Source organism: Cognatiyoonia sp. IB215182, from assembly GCF_033963905.1.
GTDB lineage: Bacteria > Pseudomonadota > Alphaproteobacteria > Rhodobacterales > Rhodobacteraceae > Yoonia.
The window spans coordinates 175,821-195,000 of the sequence record NZ_JAXBMB010000004.1 but is presented as its reverse complement, the minus strand read 5'-3'; the positions used below and the strand labels follow the sequence as shown (position 1 = coordinate 195,000).

Genomic DNA, 19,180 nt, shown 5'->3' with positions numbered 1-19,180 from the left:
ATCCGCTTCGGGCGTTCATGGAAACGTCTTCTCGGCCGCCCAGTCTGCGTAGTCAGGATGATGCTGCTCGGACGGACAATAAAACTGGTTCTGGCACAAACAAGCTGCTCGCGTTCGTCGCGAGCGCGGCGACATCAGCAAAATTGGACGCCGAAGAAATTGATGAAAGTGACGCCGAAAGCGGGTCCGTTATCAATCAAGATGCCGAAACAATGGTGGGCCAGGTTGGCACCGACACGGGCGTGAGACCAGAACCGCTCGGCACTCTCGGTCGATCTACGCCACCTCGCCCGCCGGCCCTGCAAAGCAAAATCGACGACCTAGAGGCCAAGCAGGTGATGGACAAGGCGATCAACGGCCCGCCAACTTTCAAGTTGCCCAACGGCCTTGAAGTTCGTGGAGCATTGGCGCTGCGGCTGCAGGCAATCCACGATTCCAGCCCAGAGAATGCTTTCAGGCTCATGGGGGGCGTAGAAACCCGCAGCGGTGTCATGGGCCGGGTAGATGTCATACAAAACAGATCGGAAGCGAAGCCGAAAGACGAGGAACTGATCAAGTTGCCTCCTAAACCGACAATCAACATTCCAGGGCGGGACGAGAACGCCTTTGCCAATGCGAGGGACAAGTTTGGAAAGTCCGGCACGAGTGCGCTTGATAAAACGACTACCACTCAGCCAGCCGTCCATGACGATGTTCGTTCAGGGCCAAACGTTAGTGAGATGATCAGGAAGCTTCAGCCTAAAGATCGGCCATAGGACAATTATTGTTGCGGGCCGCGCCAAGCGGTTTGCACTTATCATTGGTCACGACATGCAAATGAGCGATGGGTTGAAGCGAAAAAATTCAGAGCGCATCTCACTTTTTTCACCAATGGCATTGCTATGCCATTGCGCGCGCCCGCTCCCATTTCATCCGTGCCGCGAGCAGTAGCATGATGATCGCCAGATAGATCAGCGGCTCCCACTGAAAGCCCCGTGCAAGCCATAGGTAATGGACAGCGCCCAAGATAGCGATGGGATATGTCAGCTTGTGCAGCTTGCGCCAGCTGGCCGCGCCGAGCTTGCGGATCGACAGGTTGTTCGACGTGAGCGCCAGTGGGATCATCAGCACAAAGCCCACCATGCCGACAGTGACATAAGGCCGTTTAACGATGTCGGCCCAGATGCGTTCAACCGACTGCACATCCAGGACCGCCCAGACGCTGAAATGCGCGAGCACCAGAAAGAACGCGCTGACCCCGATGGCGCGGCGGAACTTCAAAAGGTTCACACCCGTCCATTTGCGAAGCGGCGTGACGAGCAGACCCAGCACCAAAAGCTGCAAGGCCAGCTCGCCATATTCCCGTTCCAAAGCGTTGATCGGCTCAACGCCCAACCCGCCGGTCAGGCCAAGATAAAACATCCACGCCGTCCAGATCGCGCAGACTATATATACAGTCCACGCCGGAACCTTGCGCAGCGCGCCGTTGATCGCTTGGGATGGGGTCACAGGGCTATCCTCAGATGTCGACCGACAGGTCTTGGCCCGCATAGAGGCCCGCGACCTCATTTTCGTAGCCGTTGAACATCAACGTATCGATCCGAGGCGCAAAAAGCCCCCCACCGATCCGTCGTTCTGTCGCCTGCGACCAGCGTGGGTGATCGACGTTAGGGTTCACATTACTATAGAACCCGTATTCGCGCGGATTGGCCTTGTTCCAGCTTGTGGGCGGCTCATCTTCCTGCAGCGTGATCCGCACAATCGACTTGATCGATTTAAAGCCATACTTCCATGGCACGACCAGACGGATTGGCGCGCCGTTCTGGTTGTAGATCGGCTCATCATAAATACCGGTCGCCATGATCGTCAGCGGGTGCATCGCCTCATCCAGACGCAGACCTTCAACATAAGGAAAGTCCAGCACGCGGCGCTGAACGCCGATCATGTTCTCGGGCTGCACGACGGTCTCAAACGCCACATATTTCGCGCGCGACTGCACACCGACCTTGTTGAGGATATCGGCCAGCTCAATCCCGTTCCACGGGATTACCATCGACCACGCCTCGACACAGCGGAAACGGTAGATCCGGTCTTCGACCGTCAGGCCGTCCAGCAGATCGCCCAAAGCATATTCACCCGGATTGTCGACCAGACCGTCGACCTTGATCGACCAGGGGGAGGTGACCAGTTTGTGAGCGTTCTGCGCCGGATCGTTCTTACCCGTGCCGAATTCGTAGAAGTTGTTATAGGTCGTGATCTCTTCGAGCGTGTTCGGCTCAAGCGTGTTGGCGCTGGCACTGCCGGCCAGCCCGATGGCACCCAGGCCCACAGTCCCCGCCAGAATTTGGCGACGGTTGAGGTAGACAGACTTGGGCGTGGCATCTGCCCGCGTCAGGTTATTGATCCAGCGATGTGCCATAAGGCCTCCGTTCGTTCCGATTCCCAAAAGCATATAGGTGAGAATGATTGAAAGGTGTCTCACGATGCCGCCAGAACGATGAAATGTTCGACAATCCGGCAGAAAAGATCACACTGTTTCACAGATATGTGACTGGAAATGTAAAAGGGTCGCGGCTTAGGCGCGCATCGCCTTGCGTCAAGCCGGATGGGCGGGTTTCCCCGGTGATCCGTGGCCACGATGCCACGTAAAGATCACGATGCTGAACAGAGGCATCGAAGAAACTGGGAGACTACTAAATGCTACGCAACACTTTCTTCGCTGTAACCGCCGCCGCCGTCGTCGCGACATCCGCATTCGCAATGGGCGAAAAGGATATTGTCGATACGGCTGCTGAGGCCGGATCCTTCACGACACTGCTGACAGCTGCTGAGGCTGCTGGTCTGGTCGATACACTGAAGGGCGACGGTCCATTCACGATCTTTGCCCCAACAGATGAGGCGTTTGCCGCGTTGCCAGAAGGTACGGTTGAGGGCCTGCTGGAAGACCCGGAGGCGCTCGCCTCCATCCTGACCTACCATGTTGTGCCGGGTAAGGTGATGTCCACCGACCTGACAAATGAAATGGAAGCGACCACCGTGAATGGCGCTGACGTGACCATCATGACCGAAGGTGGTGTGACCGTTGAAGACGCGAACGTTGTTACAGCTGACATCGAAGCATCGAACGGCGTGATCCATGTGATCGACAGCGTGATCCTGCCCGCAAGCTAAGGCGCGCCGATCAATGCACGAAAGCCCCGGCCTTGTGCCGGGGCTTTTTCGTCAGACAAGCTCTGCATCCGTCATGATCTCAACCAGGGAGAGGCCCTCAATTGCCAGCGCCTCGACCAGCGCTGCCTCGACCTGATCACCCTTGGTGACTTTGGTTCCATGCGCGCCACACAATCGCGCAAAGGCGGAAAATGACGGGTTGACCAGCGACGTTTCCCAAACCGGCCACTGCCCTGACCGTTGCTCTTTGGAGATCTTTCCCAGCTCATCGTTATGCAAAAGGATGTGGGTGATATCCATGCCGTATTTAACGGCGGTGGTCAGTTCCATCGCATATTGACCAAAACCGCCATCGCCCGAAATCGAAATCACCTTACGCCCGCGCAGCTCATCGAAATCCTGCGTCGCCGCCCATGCACCTAAGGCGGCGGGCAAAGAAAACCCGATGGAGCCCAGATAGCCCGACATCATGACGCGCTGCCCCTTGGTCTCAAAATACCGGCCAAAGGAATAGGTGTTGTTGCCCACATCAACGGCGATCAACGCATCCTCTGGTGCGACACGCGACAGCGCCTCGAATATCGCGGCGGAATGGACACCGCGCGACCCCTCTTCCGCCAAGCGGCCCTGTTTTTCCGCGCGCCACATATCCCAACGCTCGACCAATTCGCTGATCTGGTCCGGCGCGTCCGCGTTACGTTTGATCGCAGGCGCCACCGCATCACAAAATGCCCCGATCTCGCCCCAGATCGGCAGGGTGACGGGGTGGAATTTGCCCAATTGCATCCGCTCAAAATCGACCTGAATCGTCTTTTTGCCGGGGTTGATGCCGGTGTGGTTTGAAAACGAAGCACCCAGCACGATCTGCACGTCGCATTCATTCATGAACCAACTGGCAATCGGTGTGCCGGAACGGCCCAGAACACCCGCCGCATTGGGGTGGCTGTCGGGGATCAATCCCTTGCCCTTAAAGGTCGTGACCACGGGCGCCCCGATCGCCTCGGCCATAGCGATGATCTGATCGCGCGCCTCCCACGCGCCATGGCCGATAATCACCAAGGGGCGCTTGGCGTCGTTGATCAGGTCAATCGCCACCGACACATCATCCGGCGCGGGGATGACAACCGGGCCGGACACCCGCCCCTCCGGCCCTTTGGCCGGGGCATCACAGGGGTCGGTCTGCGTGTCATCGGGAAAAATCAAATGCGCCACATCCCGTTCGATCAGCGCCGTTTTGCAGGCGAGCGACGCCAGTTCTGCATGATTGGACGTCGAAAGAACCGGCTGCGAGAATTTGCTGACCGCCTGAAAGGCTGACTTCAGGTCGATGTCCTGAAACGCACCGGGGCCAAAGACCTGCGTCTGAACTTGTCCTGTCAGGGCAATGACCGGCGCGCGGTCCACCTTGGCATCCCACATGCCGGTCAGCAGGTTCGTGGCTCCCGGTCCTGCAATCGCCAGGCAGGCCGCAGGCTGTCCAGTCAGTTTGCCATAGGCCGATGCGGCAAAGGCCGCGGCCCCTTCATGGCGAATGCCGATATAGGACATCTCACCATCCACAGTCCGCCGCCGGATTGCATCAGCCAGCCCCAAGTTTGAATGTCCCACCATGCCAAACACACGTTTGACACCCCAGTTCACCAGCGTCTCGGCCATGCAATCGGTCACGGTGCGCACGTGGGGCGGCTCCGCCTCAAGACCGATAAACACCTCACCCTCACGCACCTCAACCGGATAGGTCTTTTGGCCCGTATCTTCATGCCCACCCGGAGGCGCGCCGGTCAACGGGTCAAAATCCCAGCCATGCCACGGACAGCGAATCCAACACTTATCGTCGACGCCACGCTCAATCGTGCCTTCACCCAACGGACCTTTCTGGTGCGGGCAGTGATTGTCTATCGCGGCCCATTGGCCATCGAAATGCGACAGGCACAGATAGACATTCTTGGCCGACACCGTCTTCACCCGGCCCTCGGGCAGATCGGCGGGGCCCACACTGACCCAATCAAGTTCGCTTGTTTCAGTCATGCTTTCATCTTTCTCTTGTCTCGATGTTCAGGCCAAACCGCCATAGGCGACGCCCGAAAGATCAGCCATTTCACGTTTCCAGGTAGTGAGGTCAGCGGCGTTGAACTCGGACAGATGACCGTGTCCGCAAGCGCGCGCCATCACCTGCATGAGCTCAACGCTCGCTTCAAAGAAATTGCCGAGTTGCTTGGCCGAGTTTTCAACGATGATCCGGCTGACAAGCTCAGGCCGCTGTGTCGCAATCCCGACAGGGCAGTTATTGGTATGGCAGGCCCGCATGGCGATACAGCCAATGGCCTGCATGGCCGCGTTCGACACCGCAATTGCATCGGCGCCCAGCGCCATGGCCTTGATGAAATCTGCCGGTTTGCGCAAGCCGCCAGTGATGATCAGCGACACGTCCTGCCGCCCCAGCGTATCTAGATGGCGGCGCGCCCGGGCCAAGGCCGGGATCGTGGGAACTGAGATATTATCGCGGAAGATGATCGGTGCCGCCCCGGTACCACCCCCGCGCCCATCCAGAATGATGTAATCGACCCCGACAGCAAGAGCCGCATCGATATCCTTTTCAATATGCTGAGCTGACAGTTTGTAACCGATGGGAATGCCACCGGTCCTGTCCCGCACTTCATCGGCAAAATCCTTGATTTGCGCAGGTTCTGTCCAATCAGGAAAACGCGGGGGTGAAATCGCATCCTGCCCTGCATCCAGCCCGCGAACCTCGGCGATTTTGCCATGCACCTTGCTGCCGGGCAGGTGCCCGCCAGTGCCCGTCTTGGCCCCTTGTCCGCCCTTGAAGTGGAAGGCCTGAACCTTCTCTAGCTTGTCCCAGTCAAAGCCGAAGCGGGCCGAGGCCAGTTCGTAGAAGTACCGTGAATTGGCCGCTTGTTCTTCGGGTAGCATCCCGCCCTCGCCCGAACAAATGCCCGTGCCCGCCATCTCGGCCCCCATGGCAAGTGCCACCTTGGCGGGTTCCGATAGGGCTCCAAACGACATGTCGGAGACAAAAAGCGGGATCTTCAGACGGAGCGGTTTTTGCGCGTTTGGACCGATCACCACATCCGTGCCAACAGGATCATCATCTAACAGTGGCGCCTTGTGCAATTGGGCCGTCAGCAGCTGAATGTCGTCCCAAGACGGCAGTTCGGCACGCGGCACACCCATCGCATCGACCTTGCCATGATGGCCGGTCTTGGACAGCCCGTCGCGCGCATATTGCTGGATCAGTCCAGTATGCGGCTCTTCGGCAATGCCATGCGACGGATCGGCATAAAGGCCCAGATAAGCATCGCGGTTGTAAGGCTGCGGATGATCCTGGGCCCAGGCTGCAATCTCATCGGTATCAACAAGGATGTCGTCGCCCTCGACCCAGGCGTTGAACTTTGGCAGCGCCTCTTCGTTCGCGTAAGCCGAGACGCCGGTATCGAGCCGATAGTCCCAGTTATGCACGCCGCAGATCAGGTCCTTGCCGCGCACGAAACCGTCCGACATCAGCGCCCCGCGATGCAGGCAGCGTCCATAGAAGACAGAGACCTCATCATCGAAACGGACAACAACCAGATCGACCTCGCCCACCAAGGCATATTGCGGCTTGCGATCCGGGAGCGTGCTGAGACTGGCTACAGCGGTCTTCTTCATAGGTCACCCTTCCAAACTGTTGTCGATGAACAAAGCATGGAATGTGCACGCCGCCTAGCGTGTGAATGCAAATACCACGGTTCTACCACGGTTGGACGCATCCAGAAAAGAAAGGGCGCCCAAAGGCGCCCTATCATCTAATGCACAACCGCATCATCAGGTCGTGGCCGGTTTGAAGCGGCGAGCCTGTCACCGACAATCAGCCCATCGGCGCCAGCGCTGACCTGGATCGTGTCGCCGTCCATCACGTCACCAGCGAGGATCATCTCGGCAAGCTGATCCTGCAGAGCGCGTTGGATCACGCGCTTGAGGGGACGTGCACCAAAGACGGGATCGTAGCCTTCCTCGGCCAGCCATTTCAGCGCCGCTTCGTCCAGATCAATATGGATGTTGCGGCCGGCGAGCCGTTTCTCCAACCGCTTGAGCTGGATTGCTACGATGCCTGCCATGTCTTCGCGGGCGAGCCGGTCGAAGATCACCGTTTCATCCAGACGGTTCAGGAATTCGGGCCGGAAATGCGCCCGGACCGCATCCATCACGTCGCGCTTGGCCTCTGACGCATCAGCCCCATCGGGTAGCTGGCTCAGACTTTGCGCCCCAAGGTTCGATGTCAGGATGATCAATGTCTGCTTGAAATCCACCGTGCGGCCCTGACCATCGGTCAGCACACCGTCATCAAGGACCTGCAACAGAACGTTGAACACGTCCGGATGCGCCTTTTCGACCTCGTCAAACAAGACAACCTGATAAGGCCTGCGCCGCACAGCTTCTGTCAGCACGCCGCCTTCGTCATAGCCGACATAGCCGGGAGGCGCGCCAATCAGACGGGCGACGGCGTGTTTCTCCATAAACTCCGACATGTCGATGCGGACCATCGCGCTGTCATCGTCAAAAAGGTATTCGGCGACCGCTTTGGTCAGCTCGGTTTTCCCGACACCGGTTGGCCCGAGGAACAGGAACGAACCGAGCGGCCGGTTTTCGTCGTTCAGACCCGCGCGGGCGCGGCGGACGGCGTTGGCAACAGACGTCACAGCCGGTTTTTGACCGATCACACGCTTGGCAAGCTCCTCCTCCATGCGGAGGAGCTTTTCGCGCTCACCTTCCAGCATTTTTGAGGTCGGAATACCGGTCCAGCGCTCGACCACTTCAGCGATCTGTTCGGGGCGCACGGCCTCTTCCACCATCAGGTCGTCGTTTTCTTCTGCCTCGGCCAGCTTTCGTTCGAGCTCTGGGATCACGCCATAGGAGAGCTCACCGGCCTTCGCCAGATTGCCCTCGCGCTTGGCGATATCCAGATCGGCGCGGGCACGGTCGAGCCGTTCCTTGACCTCGCGCGTGCCTTCCAGCTTGTCGCGCTCGGCCTGCCACTTCGCCGTCATCTCAGACGCGCGGTCGTTCAGGTCGGCGAGTTCCTTTTCCAACCGTTCAAGCCGGTCGACGGACGCCTTGTCGTCCTCTTTCTTCAGCGCCTCGGATTCGATCTGCAATTGCAGGATCTGTCGGTCGAGCGCGTCGAGTTCCTCTGGCTTACTGTCCACTTCCATCCGCAGACGGCTCGCGGCCTCGTCCATCAGGTCGATGGCCTTGTCCGGCAGGAACCGGTCGGTGATGTAGCGATGCGAGAGCGTGGCAGCAGCCACCAACGCGGCGTCGGCGATCCGCACGCCGTGGTGCAGTTCATACTTTTCCTTGATGCCGCGCAGGATGCTGACGGTGTCTGTCACGGTCGGTTCTTCCACCATTAACGGCTGGAACCGGCGGGCCAGAGCCGCGTCCTTTTCCACGTATTTGCGGTATTCATCCAGGGTTGTGGCACCAACGCAGTGCAACTCGCCACGGGCCAGCGCCGGTTTAATCAGGTTGGCGGCATCCATCGCGCCATCGGACTTCCCGGCACCCACGAGCGTGTGCATCTCGTCGATGAACATGATGATCTCGCCCGCGGCGGCTTCAATCTCTTTTAGAACGGCTTTCAGACGTTCCTCAAACTCGCCGCGATACTTCGCACCGGCGATGAGCGCGCCCATGTCGAGGGACATCAGCTTTTTGTTGCGCAGGGATTCCGGCACGTCACCATCGACGATGCGCAAAGCAAGCCCTTCGGCAATGGCTGTCTTGCCAACCCCCGGCTCACCGATAAGAACCGGGTTGTTCTTGGTCCGACGCGACAGGACCTGCATCGCACGCCTGATCTCTTCGTCGCGACCAATGATTGGGTCGATCTTGCCTTGCTCGGCGGCCTCGGTCAGGTCGCGCGCATATTTGGCCAGTGCCTCGAAACTATCCTCGGCGGTCGCACTGTCAGCAGTGCGGCCCTTGCGGATATCGTTGATTGCCGCATTCAAGCTTTGCGCGGTCACGCCACCGGCATCCAGCGCCTCTTTCGCCTTGGACTTCACGACAGCAAGGGCCGTCAAAAGACGCTCCACCGGCACGAAGCTGTCGCCAGCTTTCTTGGCGAGCTTCTCAGCCTCATCCACGACCTTGGCGGTCAGGTTGTCGAGATAGATTTGCGCGGCATCGCCGGTAACTTTTGGCAGCTTGTCCAGCGTCGCATCAACGGCACCTTTGACGGCACCGGCATCACCGCCCGCGCGGGTGATCAGATTGGCGGCAAGCCCCTCTTCGTCATCCATCAATGCTTTGAGCAGGTGTTCGGGCGCGAACCGCTGATGGTTCTCACGCATTGCGATCGTCTGGGCAGCTTGCACGAAACCGCGCGACCGCTCGGTGAACTTGTCCAAGTTCATGGGTCTCTCCTTTATCAAGCGCCCGGTGATCAGCATGCCCGGCTTTGCGGCACATGCCCTTTTCGGGCCTCAGAGAAGAGATGGGCATTCATGCCTGTCCGCGCAAGTCTGCGGGGTCAGGAATTCCATACTGGGATTCAAAGCGCTTTGGATACTATGTGACCGGCGGAGGAAACCGAATGTCAGACGCAACCAGAAAAGCCGGATTGTCGCAAACCAATGTGCGGCTTTTCCCACTCTCTCCCGAAGCTGTGCGCCGTTTGCGCCGGGTGACGGAAGTTGCTGAAGATGCTGCGTTTCCTGCCGACCGCGAGGACGACACAACCACTCACGCGGACGACCTGTTGCGGCGTTTGCTGCAAGGCTAGGTCAGGAAGGGCGCGGCTGCGGGACAGGCTGCGCCTTTTCTTTATCCAGATTGCGGGCACGGGCGCGCACCGACGCGGCGGGATCATCCGCGGCCTTTACCAGAACCTCTGCCGCATCCGCAGCGCCGAGCCTGACATAAGCGTCGAGCGCCCAGGCCCGCACAATCGGCTTTTGGTGGGTCAGGTAAGGCCGGATGACCTCAACTGGGAAATCGACGGTGACATGCTGGACGGATTGCAGAAGATGCAGCGCGATTTCCCAATGCAGGTCCCTCGAAAAGAGATCGGCGGGATAGGGGATGGATGCGCCACGCTCATACGCTGCCTTCAACACCCAGCTTGCCGCGCGGGCGGTGACCTCATCTTCGTCACGGCACGCTGCAAGTAAGACCCGATAATTCTCCACATTCAGATCATCGGCCACTGCTTTCAGCGCGGCGATTGTCTTGCCGTCCCAAGCGCGCAGCTGTGCGATCAGATCCATGGCGACAGCATAGGGCGATTGCACCGACACCCGTCAACGGCTAGATCGCTGGGCAAGCCTGCAGAAAGGACCCGCCATGCCTGATGACCGTCTGATTGTTGCAATGGATGTCCCCAATGTGCTGGACGGGTTGGAACTGGCCAAGACGCTCGGCGACAGCGTCAGCTTCTACAAGATTGGTTTGGGCATGCTGACGGGCGGCGGGTTGGCGCTGGCCAACGAGCTCAAGCAGGAGCATGGCAAGCGCATTTTTCTGGATATGAAGTTCTTTGACATTGGTGCCACGGTGGAGGCCGCCGTGCGCGGAGTCGCGCAATTCGACTTGGATTTTCTGACGGTGCATGGCGACCCGCATGTGGTCCGCGCTGCGCGCGAAGGAGCTGGCGGGTCAGAGATGAAGATCCTCGCCGTGACCATCCTGACGTCGCTTGATCGGGAGGATCTGGACGCCTCGTGCATCAAGGCGGGTGACGTGGCCGATCTTGTGCAGGAACGGGCTGCGATTGCGCTCGCAAACGGCGCGGACGGAGTGATCGCGTCCCCGCAAGAGGCCGTACTGATCCGGGCCTTGCCAGAAGCAGCAGGCAAGCTAATCGTCACACCCGGTGTGCGCCCGGCAGGTGCTGCTTTGGGGGATCAGAAACGGGTGATGACGCCCGCGCAAGCCATCGCAAACGGGGCGGATCATGTGGTTGTGGGGCGGCCCATCTGGCAAGCGGCTGATCCGCGTCAGGCAGCGCTGGATATTCAGGCCGAGCTTGCCTCGCCGCAAGCAATGACCCCCAACCACTAGGGTCGGGGGCCAAAAAATCTCAGATTTTTTGAACAAAACTCTGTGTCAGAGTTTTGCGGCACTCAGTCGTTGACGTCTTTGTGCCAGATCTTCACTTGTCCTGTGGGCAAGGCGAAAAACTTGCGCATCAAGAGGTACGAGATCAGCGACAGAACGGCGAAGACGGCCAGGGTCAGTGCAAGGCCGCTTGCCGACACGCCGAAGATCAGCAAGAGGCCGACCATCGCAGCACCCAGTGCAAAGCCAAGCGAGACAAAGCTGGGCACAAGCACCTCAATCGTTGCAAGCACCAAAGCCGCTGACATCCAAACCCACCATTCCGTCCAAAGAGGCATTATCCACGTCCTTTCAACATCTGGAATGCGTTGCCGAAAGCATCAATCGCATTGGCCGGCAACACAACCGTCTGGCTACCCTGACCATCGCCCAGCTTGTTCAACGCTTCAACCTGTTTCAGCGCAACCTGATACTGCGCCGCTTCCAAGCCATTCTCGGCAATCGCGACGGCAACGACCTGCGTGGCATAGGCTTCTGCATCCGCAAGAACCCGGCGCGCCTTCGCGTCCTGTTCGGCGGCGTAAAGCTCCGCATCCGCCTGCAGCTCAACAGACCGCTTTTGACCCTCGGCCTCGGTCACTTGCGCACGGCGGGCACGTTCGGCGTTCAGCTGCTGCAACATCGCATCGCGCGTCGCTTGATCGAGGTTCACATCCAGAATTTCGGTCCGAGTGACCTCAATTCCCCAATCATCAACCTGCTGCGCCACCTGAGACCGCACGGCATCGATCAGATTTGCGCGGTTTGCCTGCACCTGGTCCAGTTCCATCCGACCAATCTCGGACCGGATGATACCCGCAACAGTCGTCGAAATCGCACCATCCACGTCGCGGATCCGGTACACTGTCTTTTCCGGCTCAATGATCCGGTAAAAGACCGAGGTTTCGACCTGCAGCAGCACGTTGTCCGATGTAATCGCGTCCTGCTGCATTGATGGCAGCTGACGTTCCAGGATCGACACTTTGTGCCGCACGCGGTCAAGGAATGGCACGATAAAGTTGATCCCTGGCCCAAGAACCGACCGCAATCGGCCCAGACGTTCCACCACAAATTTCTCGGATTGCGGCACGATCCGGACACCGGCCATGATGCAGACGATGATGAACACCGCCAGCAGCAGGTAGAGCACATTCTGGCCCAGGAATTCGGCAAACATTTCTTCAATTGGCATAAAGCTGTCCCTCTATGATTGTGGTGGACAGATATGCATTTAAGGGGCCGTTTTCAAAGCAGTTTGTGATTTACTTGGGGTGAAGTTTGGCCGCATTTTCCCCGCGACAACTTGCGCCACAATGTCAGCGGTTGCCGCCGACAAGGTCCAACCCAGATGCCCGTGGCCGGTATTGTAGAACACCCGCGGCTGTCGCCCAGCCCCTACACGCGGCATCATATTAGGCATCATCGGGCGCAGGCCCGCCCAAGGAACGACGTTTTCTGTGCTAACCTCCGGGAAATGGGTCTCGCACCACTTGACCAGCGGCTGCACGCGATCCGCTCGGATGTCGCGGTTTTCGCCGTTGAACTCGGCCGTTCCCGCAATCCTAAACCGGTCCTTGCCAAGTCGTGAGGTCACGATCTTGGCTTTGTCATCAAGCAGCGAAACGCTGGGTGCCGCCGCTTGCGAGGCAGCGCCGTCCAGATTCACGGTGATCGAGTATCCCTTCACCGGATAGATATTCACGCGGTCCCCCAGCATCTTGGCGAAGGACCGCGATGCGACACCGGCACAGACCACAATGCCGTCAAAGCGCTGTTCCTCTTTGCCCCGCAAAGTAACACAATCGGCGTCGGCGCACACATCCTCGACCGCGTGCCCCATCTGAAACTGCACACCCTGCCCGCGCAGCCAATCAGCCAAGCCAACCGCAAATTTATGGATATCACCAGTGCTGTCACTTTCGGTCCAGAACCCGCCCAGAATGTCGCCCCGCAGATTGGGTTCTTTCGCCAGCACCTCGTCCGGCGTCAGCTCTTGCCGCGCGAGGCCGCCATGAGCCAAAAGGCCAGTCACCCGACGCGCATGGTCGAAATCCTTCTGGCTTTTGTAGAAATGCAGGATGCCTGCTGGCGTGAAATCAAAATCGACGCCTGACCGGTCGGCCATCTCGGTGAGCCCGGCCCTAGCTGTCACCGCAAGACGCGCGGTCTCAATCGTGTTGGCACGGTAGCGGGGGATATTGGCCAGAAACGCGGCCATCCAGCTGATCTTGTGCCAGCCCGGGCGCGGGTTCACGGACAGCGGGGCATCTTTCTGCAGCATCCAGCGAATGCCCTTGATCACGGTCGACCATTGGTTCCACACTTCCGCGTTGGAGGCACTCAACTGCCCACCATTGGCAAAGCTGGTTTCCATCGCAGCATAACGCTGGCGATCAAAAACAGTGACGTCAAACCCACGTTTGTGAAGTGCATAAGCGGTGGTGACCCCGGTAATTCCGGCACCCAGAACAGCAATATGAGGCATGGCACATCTCCGAACCATCTAAGCCCCCGCCGTCTGCTGTACCTGAGAGATTCACCCGATCCGGGCTTGCTCCTTCGGCGGGCCATCATGCTGGCCTCTCTTCGGCGTGTTGCACCCTGACCGGTCCTTTTGCCTGAGAGTGACCGGGGCGGTTGCTCCTTCGGCGCCGGACCTGACCGAACTCTCCCGGTCAGCGTGTTTCCTATCGGAAACTCATAGACAGATCGCCGCAGAAAGCAACACACATTTATGTGGCCAGCGGCCGCATAGGCGCGAACTGTCAGCATGCTTGCTAAAAACCCCTGCAGCGCAGCTATGAGATGCAGTTCTCAAGAACGCTGCCTATCATGCGGCGGTCCATCCCCACCAGGTCAATCCGAGCCCAGACACGCGATCCATCCGCACGTGAAAGATGGTAGCTTACATCGATGGCGGTCAGCGTCGCGATGTCGGGCAAAGCGTCGCGATCTAGTGTAAACTCAACAAACCCGCGCCCATCATTTGTCCATGTTGCGACCTCATCAATGACGATGGAGGTTTCAACAGCAGGTTGATCGACTGGCATCTGGTTCCATACCTTGATTTCTGCCGAACCCCGGTCTGACATAAACTCGCCCGTCGCCGTCAACAGGAAACGTATGTCCGTATCACTACGACAATACGCGGTGAGATGTGTCGCGCGATCATATGGATAGGGCGTGTCCTGCCGTTCGCTAAAAGCGACCAGGCCACCGTTATAAGGTTCCAGCACAAGTGCTGAGAACGCCCGCGCCGGGATGTACACCAGATTGAATTGCTCCAACTCCTGATCAGAAAACGGGTCAGAAGCGTCCTCTCGCAACAGGACTGCCGGATCAATGGATTGCGCCATCAACAACGCTGTGGCGCGCACAACATCTTTAACTGCTTCGTTTGATGCGGCAGCAAATGTGTCAGGCCCCGAAAACGACAGGCGACTGCCAGATGCAAGGTATCTTGCTTCCCCGCCTGCATAGGCAAAAAGACACGCATTTTGACAAACGCCACTCCCCGGTTCTCCAAAACCCTTGGTGCCAACAAAAGTCGACAATCCTCTTTCGCGGATCAGCTCGCCCAAGGCAATCGCAGCAGCGGCGTCACCTCCGTCGCTGTTCAGCATCACACTCCCGCCATCCATCTGGGACTGTTTGGTCGCAAAATCCGCCACAGTCTCGGCAGTGATCGTTCCGTCAACAACGATTGAACAGCTTTCCCAAACGTTCGCGAAACAGACATTTTCAATCGTCGCAGCCGCAGCGTGAATAGGAGAAAGGAAAAGCAATAAAAATAAGAGCCGCTTTGATCGCATTCTGCGTTTCCTCTATTGGCACCTTGTCAGATGCTTTACTCTGACCTCGTGGGGCTGAAGTGTCGACTCCGTCAAAACGATGTTGAAGAACGGTGGTCACAGGTATTGTATGACAACGTGCCGGCTGCTCAGCGGGTATGCGCCTTCAGGACGACGGCGCGACGGCTTACAAGTTCAACCCACCCGTCTCTGCCACCCATTTGGCCAACCGGACATCATACGAAGGCACGCGATCTGGCAACGCGATGAAAGCGTCCATCTCAAACAATGCCCAGCGCTGGCCCTCATCACCGAAGACGATGTCGTTGACCGTGTCGGCAGGCATCTGCGCCACGAAGAACGCATTCCATTTTTCAGGCGCTGTGAGCGATTGAAAACTGTTCTCCCACAGAACCGCGGCATGTGGCAGCACCAGCCCAAGTTCTTCTTCCAACTCGCGTGACAAAGTCTCAAATGTGGTTTCATCGCCCTCGCGCCCGCCACCCGGCAAATCCCAAAGATTTGGATAGGAAATATGAGGCAGGTCATCGCGCAGGATACTCACCAACTGATCACCAAGAAACAGCGCCACCTTGGCCCCGTGATGCGGTTGCGTTGTGTCCATGCGCTCCCCCTCTTACATTGGCGATATGCCCGCCCTTTGCCGCGATTGCCTTACCACATTTGAAAGCGATGGCCGTTGCCCGGCCTGTCGCAGCCCGCGCGTGACCCGGCATGCGGAACTCTTTGACCTTAGCATCGCGCATATGGATTGCGATGCGTTCTATGCGTCCGTGGAAAAGCGAGACAATCCTGATCTTGCCGACAAGCCAGTCATTATCGGTGGCGGCCGCCGTGGCGTCGTGTCCACCGCCTGCTATGTCGCGCGGATCAAGGGTGTAAAATCCGCGATGCCGATGTTCAAGGCGCTGCAGCTTTGCCCGGAGGCCGTGGTCGTCCGCCCCCGCTTTGATGCCTATGTCGAAGCCTCCCGCGCCATCCGGGCGATGATGGATGAACTCACGCCGGTGGTCGAACCCCTATCACTCGACGAGGCGTTCATGGACCTGACCGGAACCGCGCGCCTGCATCACGCGCCGCCTGCCGTGATGCTCGCCCGTCTGGTCAGGCGGATGAAAGATGAATTGGGCCTAACCGGCTCCATCGGTCTGAGCCATAACAAGTTTCTGGCCAAGGTCGCCTCTGACCTCGACAAGCCGCGCGGGTTTTCGATCATCGGGAAGGAAGAGACGACCGCGTTCCTGCGCCCCAAATCCGTGCGCCTGATATGGGGGATCGGCCCCGCTGCCCAGACGAGCCTCAACAATGCGGGCATCCGCACGTTTGACGATCTTCTGCGCTGGGACCGGCGCGATCTGCACGAGCGGTTTGGCGGGATGGGCGAGCGTCTCTATTCTCTCGCCCGTGGTGAGGATGGGCGACGCATCTCTCCCCATGCACCAGTCAAAACACTGTCAAATGAAACCACATTTCATGAGGATACGGCGGATATCGACATCCTTGATGGGCATCTCTGGCGCATGGCCGAAAAGGTCAGCGCGCGCGCCAAGGCCAAGGAAAAAGCGGGCCGGGTTGTGACGCTGAAGCTCAAAACGCATGATTTCAAGCTGATCTCAAAACGGCAAAGCCTGCACCACCCGACACAAATCGCAGACACAGTCTACCGCACCGCGCGCGGCCTTTTTGATCAGGTCAGCGACAGGGGCCCGTTTCGCTTGCTTGGCGTGGGCCTCTCCGACATCACGTCTGATGCCGATGCCGACCGCGAAGGCGACCTTCTTGACCCCGATGCCGCCAAGCGGGCCGAAGCCGAACGCGCCGCCGACAAAATCCGCGAGAAGTTCGGACATGACGCGATTATCAAAGGGCGGGCCTTGCGGTAATCGGTCTTGACCGAACCTTGTCCCAAACCCTAGGGTTTGGATATTGATCACATCGAACAATGGGAGGGCACAAGCTGAGCATGCGTATCATCCGCCGACTTCAGCATGGTCCCCGTTTCGCCCTGTAAATTCGTTTGCAGGGCATGATCACAAATTGATCTGCCCATCCGGCCGCTTTTGCGGCACCCTTTTGTGATCAGAGCATCTCATGAGCATTATGAATATCAACGGCTTGGGCGTCACCCTCGGTGAACCGCCTTTTGCCGACCTGAACCTCACCATCTCCAAAGGCGACCGCATCGGACTTGTCGCCGCCAATGGGCGCGGCAAGTCGACTCTGCTGGCCTGTCTTTCGGGCGATCTTGACCCCACAACGGGTGACATCACACGCGCACGCGGTCTGCGCATCGGCCATGTCGCGCAATATGTGTCGGGCGCGGCTTTGCAGAAAACACTCTACGATCTGGTGTTGGCAGCATTGCCGGAAGAGCAGGCCGCCTATGAAAGCTGGCGCGTGGATGTGGTTCTGGGCGACTTGCAGGTCCCGCACGATCTGCAGCAAAAGCCGCTTTCCGCGCTCAGCGGCGGCTGGCAACGCACCGCCCTTTTGGCTGCGGCCTGGGTGACCGAGCCTGACCTCTTGCTATTGGACGAGCCGACCAACCACCTTGATCTTCATCGGATCGCGCTGCTGCAGGATTGGCTAGGGACCCTGCCGCGCGATGTGCCTGCCGTGATCACGAGCCATGATCGCGCCTTTCTGGACGCGGTCACCAACCGGACACTATTTTTGCGGGCCGAACGCAGCCGTGTGTTTCAACTGCCCTACACGCATGCCCGCGCCGCATTGGACGAGGCCGATGCGGCCGATGAACGGCGCTTTGCCAACGACCTTAACAAGGCGAAACAATTGCGGGCGCAAGCGGCAAAGCTGAAGAACATCGGGATCAATTCGGGTTCTGATCTGCTGATAACCAAAACCAAACAGCTCAGCGAACGTGCCGCCAAGATTGAGGAATCGGCCCGACCCGCACATCATGAGCGCCATGCAGGCGATATCCGTTTGGGCAATAGCGGCACTCATGCCAAGGCGCTGATAGCGTTTGAGGATGTGCCCGTGCTGGCACCCGACGGGCGGGAGCTTTATCGCACGGGCCAGAAGTGGATTGCGAAGGGTGATCGCGTGGTTCTGCTGGGCAAGAACGGCACCGGAAAGACCCGGCTGATAAGGCTGATCGATCAGGCCCTGCGCGAAGGCCCGGATGGGATCAGATGTGCGCCGACACTTGTGACCGCGTACTCCGATCAGCATCTGAGCCAGTTGGACGAAGCCGACACACCTATGGAATTGGTCGCGGGGCAGTTCGACGTTGGCGATCAACGTGCGCGGGGTTTACTCGCCGGAGCGGGGGTCGCGATCAACATGCAGGACGCGCGGATCAACGCGCTCTCAGGCGGCCAAAGGGCGCGCCTGGCCATGCTGGTGCTGCGGCTGAAGGAGCCAAATTTCTATCTGCTGGATGAGCCGACCAATCATCTCGATATCGCAGGGCAAGAGGCGCTGGAGGAGGAGCTGACCAGTCATGGTGCTGCCTGCCTTTTTGTCAGCCACGACCGGACCTTTCTGCGGAACGTCGCCAACCGGTTCTGGCAGATTGAGCGTAAGCGGCTCGTCGAAGTCGACGATCCGGAGCCGTTCCTGCAAGAGGAGATGGCGGGGTGACATCGAAGCCGCTGTATCATTTTCGCCCGGTCACGCCCGATGACTTTGATCTCCTCGCATCGTGGCAGGCACAGCCACATGTGCACGCGTGGTGGGATGACGAAGACCCCTATGACCAGGAGACGCTGAGCGACGCACGTGTGTCACATTGGATCGTTTCGTTGAACAGTCATCCCTTTGCGTTCATGCAGGATTACACCGTCCATGGCTGGAATGATCATCACTTTGCAAGCCTTCCCAAGGGCGCACGCGGGATTGATCAGTATATCGGTGACCCGGACATGCTGGGCGCCGGGCATGGCACAGCATTTATCGGAGAAAGGATGCGCGTCCTTTTTGATCAGGGCGCGCCCGTCATTGCAACGGACCCGCATCCAGATAATGCACGGGCCATCGCTGTGTATAGAAAGCTTGGTTTTGAGTTGGTTGGGCCCCCAAGAGACACAGAGTGGGGGCTCATCTTACCAATGGTCGCTGAACGGTAGATCCGGATCATGACTTGCAGAGCTTCGCGG

The 19,180-nt window shown here is 58.7% G+C and carries 18 protein-coding genes and 1 riboswitch (1 of these 19 running past the window's edge); of the genes, 7 read left to right on the top strand and 11 right to left on the bottom strand.

Annotated features, from left to right (window positions below; all coding sequences use genetic code 11):
* Window positions 1–755, top strand: partial view of a hypothetical protein gene (locus SLH47_RS09655; RefSeq protein ID WP_320239284.1) — the 3' portion only. The gene continues 163 nt to the left of window position 1, outside the view; 755 of the gene's 918 nt are visible here — the last part of the coding sequence; the start codon falls outside the window, past its left edge; the stop codon is at window positions 753–755.
* A 124-nt stretch (window positions 756–879) separates the two neighbouring features.
* Here SLH47_RS09655 and msrQ read toward each other — a convergent pair whose 3' ends face one another.
* Window positions 880–1,530: a protein-methionine-sulfoxide reductase heme-binding subunit MsrQ gene (gene msrQ, locus SLH47_RS09650; RefSeq protein ID WP_320239520.1), complete on the bottom strand. Its 651-nt coding sequence runs from the start codon at window positions 1,528–1,530 to the stop codon at window positions 880–882.
* Window positions 1,499–2,398, bottom strand: coding sequence for a protein-methionine-sulfoxide reductase catalytic subunit MsrP (gene msrP / locus SLH47_RS09645; protein WP_320239282.1), 900 nt, complete (start codon window positions 2,396–2,398; stop codon window positions 1,499–1,501). The genes msrQ and msrP overlap by 32 nt, the downstream gene beginning before the upstream one ends.
* Before the next feature lie 278 nt (window positions 2,399–2,676).
* Between msrP and SLH47_RS09640 the strand changes: the two genes are divergently transcribed.
* Window positions 2,677–3,150 (top strand): fasciclin domain-containing protein, encoded by a 474-nt coding sequence (locus SLH47_RS09640; RefSeq protein ID WP_320239280.1) that lies wholly within the window; start codon window positions 2,677–2,679, stop codon window positions 3,148–3,150.
* 51 nt (window positions 3,151–3,201) lie between these two features.
* Here the strand turns inward: SLH47_RS09640 and SLH47_RS09635 are convergent, their stop codons facing one another.
* From SLH47_RS09635 to clpB, 3 genes are all read right to left on the bottom strand, one after another.
* Window positions 3,202–5,178, bottom strand: coding sequence for a thiamine pyrophosphate-binding protein (locus SLH47_RS09635; protein WP_320239279.1), 1,977 nt, complete (start codon window positions 5,176–5,178; stop codon window positions 3,202–3,204).
* Window positions 5,179–5,205: 27 nt separating this feature from the next.
* Window positions 5,206–6,816, bottom strand: a complete 1,611-nt coding sequence (locus tag SLH47_RS09630) for a glutamate synthase-related protein (RefSeq protein WP_320239278.1) — start codon at window positions 6,814–6,816, stop codon at window positions 5,206–5,208.
* Between the two features lie 137 nt (window positions 6,817–6,953).
* Window positions 6,954–9,566 (bottom strand): ATP-dependent chaperone ClpB, encoded by a 2,613-nt coding sequence (gene clpB / locus SLH47_RS09625; RefSeq protein ID WP_320239277.1) that lies wholly within the window; start codon window positions 9,564–9,566, stop codon window positions 6,954–6,956.
* A 179-nt stretch (window positions 9,567–9,745) separates the two neighbouring features.
* Here clpB and SLH47_RS09620 point away from each other — a divergent pair, with 179 nt between their 5' ends.
* Window positions 9,746–9,934: a hypothetical protein gene (locus tag SLH47_RS09620; protein ID WP_320239275.1), complete on the top strand. Its 189-nt coding sequence runs from the start codon at window positions 9,746–9,748 to the stop codon at window positions 9,932–9,934.
* A gap of 1 nt (window position 9,935) precedes the next feature.
* On the opposite strand, the gene SLH47_RS09615 is transcribed toward SLH47_RS09620, so the two are convergent.
* Window positions 9,936–10,448, bottom strand: coding sequence for a HEAT repeat domain-containing protein (locus tag SLH47_RS09615; protein WP_320239274.1), 513 nt, complete (start codon window positions 10,446–10,448; stop codon window positions 9,936–9,938).
* Between the two features lie 46 nt (window positions 10,449–10,494).
* On the opposite strand from SLH47_RS09615, the gene pyrF reads away from it, so the two are divergent.
* A complete protein-coding gene (gene pyrF, locus SLH47_RS09610; protein WP_320239273.1) occupies window positions 10,495–11,211 on the top strand; it encodes an orotidine-5'-phosphate decarboxylase in 717 nt (238 codons plus the stop codon).
* 62 nt (window positions 11,212–11,273) lie between these two features.
* On the opposite strand, the gene SLH47_RS09605 is transcribed toward pyrF, so the two are convergent.
* The 5 genes from SLH47_RS09605 to SLH47_RS09585 all read right to left on the bottom strand — a co-directional run bounded on the left by SLH47_RS09605 (window position 11,274) and on the right by SLH47_RS09585 (window position 15,663).
* The gene (locus SLH47_RS09605; protein WP_320239272.1) at window positions 11,274–11,546 is read right to left on the bottom strand and encodes a hypothetical protein; all 273 of its coding nucleotides are present in this window, start codon (window positions 11,544–11,546) and stop codon (window positions 11,274–11,276) included.
* Window positions 11,546–12,439 (bottom strand): SPFH domain-containing protein, encoded by an 894-nt coding sequence (locus tag SLH47_RS09600; protein ID WP_320239271.1) that lies wholly within the window; start codon window positions 12,437–12,439, stop codon window positions 11,546–11,548. Before SLH47_RS09600 ends, SLH47_RS09605 begins: the two co-directional genes overlap by 1 nt.
* Window positions 12,440–12,478: 39 nt before the next feature.
* The gene (locus SLH47_RS09595) at window positions 12,479–13,732 is read right to left on the bottom strand and encodes a D-amino acid dehydrogenase (protein WP_320239270.1); all 1,254 of its coding nucleotides are present in this window, start codon (window positions 13,730–13,732) and stop codon (window positions 12,479–12,481) included.
* A gap of 111 nt (window positions 13,733–13,843) precedes the next feature.
* A riboswitch (glycine riboswitch) is annotated at window positions 13,844–13,931 on the bottom strand.
* A 114-nt stretch (window positions 13,932–14,045) separates the two neighbouring features.
* On the bottom strand, window positions 14,046–15,032 hold the full coding sequence (locus SLH47_RS09590) for a hypothetical protein (RefSeq protein WP_320239269.1): 987 nt from the start codon (window positions 15,030–15,032) through the stop codon (window positions 14,046–14,048).
* A 193-nt stretch (window positions 15,033–15,225) separates the two neighbouring features.
* Window positions 15,226–15,663 (bottom strand): NUDIX domain-containing protein, encoded by a 438-nt coding sequence (locus SLH47_RS09585; protein ID WP_320239268.1) that lies wholly within the window; start codon window positions 15,661–15,663, stop codon window positions 15,226–15,228.
* 25 nt (window positions 15,664–15,688) lie between these two features.
* On the opposite strand from SLH47_RS09585, the gene SLH47_RS09580 reads away from it, so the two are divergent.
* The 3 genes from SLH47_RS09580 (at window position 15,689) to SLH47_RS09570 (ending at window position 19,150) form a co-directional block, all read left to right on the top strand.
* On the top strand, window positions 15,689–16,942 hold the full coding sequence (locus SLH47_RS09580) for a DNA polymerase IV (protein ID WP_320239519.1): 1,254 nt from the start codon (window positions 15,689–15,691) through the stop codon (window positions 16,940–16,942).
* Window positions 16,943–17,150: 208 nt separating this feature from the next.
* A complete protein-coding gene (locus SLH47_RS09575; RefSeq protein ID WP_320239267.1) occupies window positions 17,151–18,665 on the top strand; it encodes an ABC-F family ATP-binding cassette domain-containing protein in 1,515 nt (504 codons plus the stop codon).
* On the top strand, window positions 18,662–19,150 hold the full coding sequence (locus tag SLH47_RS09570; protein WP_320239265.1) for a GNAT family N-acetyltransferase: 489 nt from the start codon (window positions 18,662–18,664) through the stop codon (window positions 19,148–19,150). Before SLH47_RS09575 ends, SLH47_RS09570 begins: the two co-directional genes overlap by 4 nt.
* The last annotated feature ends 30 nt before the right edge of the window (window positions 19,151–19,180 follow it).